The organism is Paenibacillus sp. sgz302190 (assembly GCF_059820445.1).
In genome coordinates, this window is sequence record NZ_JBZYAO010000039.1 from 73,797 (window position 1) to 82,279 (window position 8,483).

General features: G+C 38.4%; 4 protein-coding genes. All 4 read right to left on the minus strand.

What is annotated here, in order from left to right; all coding sequences use genetic code 11:
• Positions 1 to 14: 14 nt before the first annotated feature.
• The 4 genes from AC6RNO_RS30040 to dcm all read right to left on the minus strand — a co-directional run bounded on the left by AC6RNO_RS30040 (position 15) and on the right by dcm (position 8,398).
• Positions 15 to 2,621, minus strand: a complete 2,607-nt coding sequence (locus tag AC6RNO_RS30040; RefSeq protein WP_497107753.1) for a DrmE family protein — start codon at positions 2,619 to 2,621, stop codon at positions 15 to 17.
• A gap of 350 nt (positions 2,622 to 2,971) precedes the next feature.
• Entirely contained in the window at positions 2,972 to 5,419 is a 2,448-nt protein-coding gene (locus AC6RNO_RS30045) for a DEAD/DEAH box helicase family protein (RefSeq protein ID WP_497107754.1), read from the minus strand.
• Positions 5,400 to 5,729, minus strand: coding sequence for a nucleoside triphosphate pyrophosphohydrolase (locus tag AC6RNO_RS30050; protein ID WP_497107755.1), 330 nt, complete (start codon positions 5,727 to 5,729; stop codon positions 5,400 to 5,402). The genes AC6RNO_RS30045 and AC6RNO_RS30050 overlap by 20 nt, the downstream gene beginning before the upstream one ends.
• A 1,010-nt stretch (positions 5,730 to 6,739) precedes the next feature.
• On the minus strand, positions 6,740 to 8,398 hold the full coding sequence (dcm, locus tag AC6RNO_RS30055; RefSeq protein WP_497107756.1) for a DNA (cytosine-5-)-methyltransferase: 1,659 nt from the start codon (positions 8,396 to 8,398) through the stop codon (positions 6,740 to 6,742).
• Positions 8,399 to 8,483: the final 85 nt, after the last annotated feature.

The following is an 8,483-nucleotide window of genomic DNA, read 5'->3' on the forward strand; positions in this document are numbered from 1 at the left end:
CTTTCCTCCACACTTTAAAGTATTACAGGCTTATTTGCTAAATGAGCTGGAATTAGTAAGTTCTCAGTATCGGAAAGTTGTTCGATTTGTACTAATCTCGACATTTTATTGAGGTCGATTGGCAGCTTACTAAGGACTTCATCTTCCTGTGCATCCTGATTTTTATTATAGCTTTGAACGATGTTCTTGCCGAGAAACCTTAAGATACGAATTCTCATTGTTCGGACTTCTCTAGTCGATTGATGGAAAGCCTCCGGATTCTTTAACAATTGAGGATCTTTAGTTATTTTGGCTATAGCCATATATGACTCAACATCTCTTGGACCTACAATATGAGAGCTCTGATCTAGCCAACTTCTTAAAGTTACTTCGTGTTTTAGTGTCCCGGCATCTGCCATAATATTAGATAAATCTCGATAACTAATCCGTTTTTTCTTTATCAAGTCTTTGAGTACACTTTTCCAATGCAATGACTTCCGATAAGATTCACGAAAATTTTCTTCACAGTCTTCACTTTGTAAAATAATATCAATTATTCTCTCTACGATATCCCTTGTGTCGTTATCGTAATTCGTAAATATTAGTAAATCTCCAACACTTAACGAAGGTACTTCCTTCTCAGTTATATTTTGACGATCGACATCAAATACATAAGGGGAATAATATCGTGTTAAAAAAAGTCTTTCCCCTGTATCTAACATTGCAACCTTTATAATTTCAGAGGTCTGAGTGCCGGAACTAGAGGATTCTCTCAAACTATCTAAGACCACAGTCAAATTAATATTATTCGTAATAGATTCTAGGTAGTTATCAATGTATTCTTCATCGGGTTCTACACTAACAGTAATTTCCTCATCTTGATGCCTGGTACCATTATTAAATCTTTCTATCAGCATATTATTCTCTTTTATGGACAATAACCTACGATTTGTTTGATCTTGTGCTTGTGTAAGTCTCTTGCTCTCGTGATCGTATAACAAAAAAGAAACAGTCTTTGCATTGCATAATAACAACGGATTTAGTTTGGACCAATCCCAAACCCCAATAACCTCTACACTGTGGTAATTCGTGTTTGAACTGTATTTGTTTGGTGTGAAAAAGTCACATTTTTCAACTATCTCCCTCAAGTAGTGTGGTACTGACTCTAAAAAGACTTTTGCATAATATGTTTTTGCGCAAATAATCGAAAATCTTCTTTTTGTTAGTTTAAAGTCTTTTAACTTTTCTACCAAGTAGTTATATCTCGGATTAGATTCGTCAAGTCCCCTTTTAATTATTTGAAGGTTCCCTATCACATTCTGCATTAATGATTCAAAATTCCAACCAGATAACTCCCTTGTTAATTCTACTAACGATTGGAGTTCTTTATCAGGAGAGGGAGCATTAACTTTGTTTTCAGCAACCAGCCTCTCCATCTGTACAATTGGAAAGAATGACTTCTCAAGAAGATTGAGCAACCAATATGATTTTTTAATAAACAATGACTTTTTTTCATTTTCCTGCGGATGCCTCGATAATGAATATATATCCTGTTTGCACTTAACTATTACATCTGAAAACTCGAAATTCACCCTAACCTTTTCAAAATTGACGTTTATATAATTATTCAATAACTTATCAAGGCGCTTACTTTCATCGTGAACGTTTACACCAGCTAGAACGTTGTCACTGTTCAGCTGAATCTTATCCTTTGTCCAAAGAAACAACTTGAGATTTTCTAGATTATTTAAAGTTCTGGAATTCAAACCTTTGCAGACTTCACCAAGCATGATGATGCTTTTCAGCGATCCCCGGTTGTAAACACTTGTTATTTCTGAAATATCTTCTGCGAAATAGTTAGTCCCATCGATAAGAAGCATTTCAATGCAATTATCATCAATAATTAATTCACGTGCCACAGACAATTTACTAGTAAATTTAATGAGAGGATCTACCTTTGCCGAGTTACCAGAGTAGTAATAGACTTCATTCGATGTATAATAAGCAGCCGGAAAAATATCCCCTACCTTTGCCTGAGATTGGTCAACCAAAAGGCTAAGCTGACTAATAAATTGATCTGCCTCTAACTTATCACAAACCACAACCACAGAATTTCTGATAACACTTTTTATATCGTCCGCTCCGATTTTGAATAAATTCGATATGACGTTCTTTACATACCTCTTACGCTTAATCCCCCTCCCGTCAAGACTTTTAGCATTTCCGTAATATGGCTGTATTCGGTTAACAAGTGATATAGGGATCAGATTTTTTGTCCTAGTCCCTCCCTTGTCGTTGTAATAAATGATTATCTTCCCGTCAGCATCTCTACCCTCGTATATACCCCTTTTGTTTTCATACAGAACAAGGTCCCCAACGCTTAGCTCTTCAAGAAATTCAGCATGATCCCTGTCATCGGATAAATAAGTTTTAAAACAGGCAAGCACTGTTGCGAAATAAAGAGGCAAGGATGTTCCTTGATGAAGAATAATACCACGTTCTTTTCTGGATTTTGTGAGGAGTTCAATGATAATTTCAGAGTGCTGAGATATAAAATTATTTTTAATCAACAACTTTCCATCAAGTAAAAAAGACGCCTTTGAAAAAGCATACTTCAATTTATCTAAAAGTGGACTCTCCATAAGCACCCATCCTCTAACTCATCGTGATCACCGTCTCCGGCCGCGCTTACTTTTTTACGTACAGGATAGCGTCCGGTGTCGTCGATTTACTCATCATTCAATTGAACCTTGTATCAAAATACTGCTCAAGTTATTTAGTCTGTTTGTTCGTTTCAGAGTCTATTTGCTAACGCTTGTATATCTTGTCATTTTCCTGGCGTGCTAATAATCTTATCCATCTGTCAGCAGTATAATTTAATCCGTAGATATTCGTCTGGTATCAAACAGTTCTTCTTTTTAAAGAAACAGCTTCCTACATCAATTCATATACAACCCCAACTTATAATGAATTTTTCGTAAATGATCCATCATTACTGAAGGGGTCCCTGCTTTAGTTCTTTACGCTCAAAATGATGATGCAGCCTATAAAGGCAAATTTCTTTCGTCCAGCGGTAAAGGATAGAACGATGCTCGGGGGCAGGCTCAATCCTTAGACTAAACACCCCATCCTCGAAGCGGGTCATGCTCCCTTTAGCCGAACCCCACTTCGTCATTGGCATACGTTCAATAAGTTGGCTAACCCCGGTCTCATTATACTCCCAAAGCCGTTTCGAATCCTTGTCGGAGAAATCGATTCTCCTCCGGTATTCCTTTTCCATAAGGTAACCGTGAAAGAATGGCGCTACCTCCTTTGAGGTAACAGACTCCGCCCAATGTTCCGGTCCACGTTCGAGCATATAAAGGAGAACAATCATTTTATAGCTTTTGGTCATGACCGTCTTCTCGACATCACGGATCCAAGCTTCATATCGATAATAAACTTCCTCTTCTTCCTTCGTTAAGCATTCGGCCCATTGAAGAAAACCAACGTAAGAACCGAAGTCGTTTCGATATTCCCAGCTGTTGGATTTGCCATAAAGGTGAAGCTCTAAATAAGTAGGGATTCGTCCGAACTCATTCTTTAGATCAAGGAAGGAACGATGCAAACGCTCGCGATGTGGCAGCTTTTTACGGCTTAATTCATTAAGCAGATTGATAACGGCCGTCTCCAGATGCAGTTGGCATCCGACCGGTACGGTTGGAATAACCGCTTCCTTGGCTGTTCCTTTTGCTTTCCCGTCGTTTGCGAACAATCGAAGCTTCACATCTGCATTTCGGTAATTTCCTATTAAGTCAATGATCGTGCAATGCGACTTCTGCTCCGACAATCGCAGCCCCCGACCAACCTGCTGTGTGAAAACCGTTAATGATTCCGTCGGGCGGACGAAAAGTAAGGTATCTACACTAGGAATATCTACACCCTCATTGAACAAATCGACTGTAAATATGACCTCTAAATCCCCTCTGGCTAGACGTGTTATCGCTTCTTCCCTCGAGATTCCTACCGTTCCAGAGTGAAGACTGACTGCTGATATTCCCCTGTCTTGAAAATAGCCCGCCAAAAAATCCGCCTGCCGGATGGACGAGCAAAAACCAATCGTTCTTGTTTGCTTATGCTCAGCCCAGGCATCGTAGATCTTGTCGGCCATTGTTTGTTTTAGCTGCGCTGCAGTCAGCTGTTCATCATCATAGTGTGATCCAAGCCACCTAATTGATGAATAATCGGTATCATCATAGACACCAAAATATCGGAATGAAGATAACCAGCCACGACGGATGGCCTCAATGAAATGAATCTGGTAGGCGACGTTACCGTCACAAAGGGCATAGACATCCTTGCCGTCCATCCGATCTGGTGTTGCCGTGATGCCAAGTAAAAACTTCGGTTTAAAGTATTGGATGACCGATTGATACGACGCCGCGGCAGCATGGTGGAATTCATCTACCACGATAAGATCAAACTGGTCCTGCACGAAGGATTCACGGTGCTTCTTCATCCCGAGGGTGTAAATTGAAGCAAATACACAATCTGCGTTTCCCTCTTTCATGACCCCGTTATAGATACCGAAGGTTTTGTCAGGCATGATGCGCTGGAACGATCGTTTCGCCTGAAGCAGAATCTCCTCACGATGCGCTACGAATAGCACACGATTAAAGCGCTGGGCAAAAAAGCCGGCAAGATAGGTTTTTCCAAGTCCCGTAGCCATGACAACCATGGCTTTGTCATATTCCTCTTCTAACGTTCTCTCTAATGCATCCAGTGCATCGATTTGAGCAAACCTAGGATGGATAGGAGTTTGTTCGCCGTCTGAAACCATTTTTTCTACAGGATTGCCCGCATTTTCAGCGTGGTACTCATCCTCTTCCATCTGTGTAATCATGCGAATTAACTCCGGATTTTTACGATGACAGGTCCGATACTCCTCTTCATAGATAGCAATGGTATGCTCATTTAACGGTAATGTAGAATCGTGATAGAAGTTCTGCATGAACTTGTCCAAAGCGACTTGGAAGGTATACGGCTCAGCTTTTGCATTCATTGCTAAGTTCCATTCCATCCCCATTCTCATGGCGGACATGGAAAAATTAGAGGAACCGACGATAAGCAATCCTTCACCATTTTCATAGTCGAATAAATAGGCCTTAGGGTGAAAGGACGTTCCCATACTTCGCCATAACCGTGCCTCCAGCCGAGTATCAATACTGAGTAATGCCTGCAGGCCTTCCGGCTGCGTAACAAAAAGATAATCGCCGGCCAGAACCTTTACTTCGGCTCCCCGCTCTATCGCACCTTTCAGATGGGGCGCCAATAAGCGCACACCTGACTGCATAATGAAGGAAGTCATAATGTAGATACCGGAAGCATTCTGCATTCCGGTGATTAACTCGTCCGCTAGATTTTCTGTAATTAGTTTGACATTAAGCGTTGTCGTCGACATCGATTAGGTACACCCGCTCCTGAAAGCCTCCACGTGCTTCCGCCTTTTTCTCTCTCAAGGCTTCAAGCTGTTCCCATGCTGCACCATGTACGGTAGCCAACGCCCGAATGATCTCGAGCATATCTGCAAGTTCTTCTAACGATTCTTTTGGACTTTGAGCGGAGAAGTATTCCTCTGACTCTTCCTTAAGCTTTATGATCAGTTCTTTTTTATACTCTTCCTCATCCAAAATACGCGTGCGGCATTCCTTCCCAGTCGATTTGATCACTTGGGGAATAAGATCACGAACAAGTTTATTGTAAACCGGCATGGGTTCTCATCCTTTGCATCGTTAATTTATATTAATATTGTATCACAACAAGAGGCACGGAAGAGACTGTCAAGAAAAAGTGTAACCTTTGAAATACGAATCTAGCAAACGTGGGTGCCACGACTTGGTCCGGAGCCTTTGGCAGGTCGATGTAGCCTAAGGGCTGATTCGCTTCAGCACCCGCCTATCGCCGCCGCGGTATCCGTTATAGTCACTTTATACCGCGTAGAATCAAAGTTTTAGCAAGTGTTTCCCCCTCAATTGGCTTGAACTTTCGTTTTTAAATAATCCCATGAATAATGAGGCAGAGGCACTAAATACACGTTTTTTTCATTAAGCATCGATCTTTCCGATGTTACAGAAAAAACAAGGAAAGACCGTTTGAAGCCATAAGTCAGACTTGAAACGGTCATCTTTTTTTGTGAAATATAAAAATATATTTTTGTCTTAATGATATATTATGGATACAATAGGAAAATTGGAGGTGTATTTGATGGTCAAACTATTAAAATTGGCATTGATTCTTGTAATTGCATCATTTATTTGTTTTTTCTTCTCTACATCAATAGGTATTACCTGTTCTTTGGTTGGGATAGTCATAAGTATCAGTAAAATCAAAAATAGATATTCAAAATTTGTTTTGTTAATAAACCTCATAGCATTTCTACTTCATGTCTCGTCTATTGTATATTTATTTCTACACTTTACGACAATCGATTAGGGGGGGGGCCAATTTATGGAACTTAACTCCTGTTCATTTATAATAACAACCTTGTACAGCATCAGTCTTTTAATTGTGGATACTGACGTTTTGGACAAGTCTATTAATTTTCGTCAACAATCAGTCAACTCTACTAATTTCTTGCCTCTGTTTCACGGTTTTGAATCATCTGTACTACTCCCCAAACCCGCTCCACCGCTTCTTTCTCAGCTCTCTGTACCATCCCTCACCAACAAAGCCATCGATTCTACGGGTGTCGAGACGGTGAAAGGGATATATTTTACCAAAATCAATTAAAAAAAGTTATTGCCTTTATTTTTTTCGACTCAATAGCCGATCTAATTAGTGAAGCATTTAAAATTTCATCTTCTAAAAAATTATCATTAAACAGGTCTGATGGTTCAATTTCACCTTCTAGCAATCCCTCTATTATAGGATAATAGTCTCTTAATTCTTCAAATGCATCTATATCTATTGCCTTTACATTAATGAAGTCCCTTCCAATTTCAACATCGGCTCTTCTAGCATACAGTATGTTGGCTATTTCATCAAAATCGTTATTTAGCCCGAAATAAACCATTGGAACCTCGTATCTATTTTTCACCAAATCATCTAATACATAATTCTTTCCTGCATTACTAACTTTAAGTTGAAGCCCTGCACTCACACCTCCATTTGAATTATCATTTATCTGAAGTAGCTCCGATTTTAGATCATTTTTATTAATCCATATTATATCTCTTTGAGGATTCCTTGTGTCATATTTTGTCCTATGCTTTTTTCGAGTGGTCAACAAACCTGTTCCAATAGCAATATATTTATCGAGTGATTTAACTTTGTTAATGCCCCTTCGTCCAATTGTTGCCCATCTGCGATTTATTTCTTTAGAATTATTGCATCTCCTTACAATTATTGCTTCAGAAATATTCCCCAATAATCTCATTGCGGTATTTACTCGATCTTGTTCAATGACATATCTTAATCGAAATATTCCTTCACTATTTAGCTGGATGTAGCCAAGTTCTTCGTACAGTATTTCAAATAAGCTCCTACCAAACAAAGTGTTTGAAATAGATATGCTTCTTTTACCATTTATCCATTCAGAGTATGACTGTATATGATCTAGAGAAATTGTTCCATCAATGTTTTGGATTGCTACTACTAGTCTTTTTTGATTAGGGTACTCAAAGTTTTTAGTTAATATTTTCTGATTGATGTTTAAGTCTAGCACGAATTTTTTTTCAATGCTTTCATATGAGCTTTTTGACTCTTGTTTTTTCAATACACTAATAATATTATAAGATACTCTTTTGACAACTGTAACAGATGAAGATGATTGAATGAGTCTAAACAATTGTTGCTGACCTGAATTATTAGGAATCGTATACTCATCAAAACTTCTTAATATTAAATATTCTTCAAGTGTGAGCGTTCTGATACCGTGATTATCTCTTAATAAAGTAAAACTATTATTAAAGAAAAGTACGGAGGGGAATACAGTCTTACCGTGAATGATACATTCACGAAGTTTTAGATTATCCTTCTCTTTCCTAACAAAATATATGCAATGTTTCTTTATAGCTTCTTGGTTTAAGAAAGAACATGCCTTCGGTAAAATATAATAACGATCTTCTTTTTTATCTGTAATGTCAACTATATCCCAAACTGTTCGTTTCAAATGTAACGGATCTGGAAAGAAAAAATTTCCACATGTATCCTTTTTATCAAACCCAACTACATATAATCTTTTTCTATTTTGAGGAGTATTACCGTAATCCATATCATTTAAAACTTTATACTTTATATAGTAACCAGAGGCTTCTAATTTTGACTTAATTTCTTCAAACCGTTTTCCTTGATCAATTGCTAATATTCCCTCTACACTTTCCAATAATATCGCTTTTGGTTTTTTTGATTGAATAATATTTATGGCTATTCGCAGTTTCACATGGGTAATATAAATCTATAAAACTCGGACAAGGGAATCGTATTCAGCTCAAATCGCTAGATTGTTCTCCTCCTGATCGTCGCAA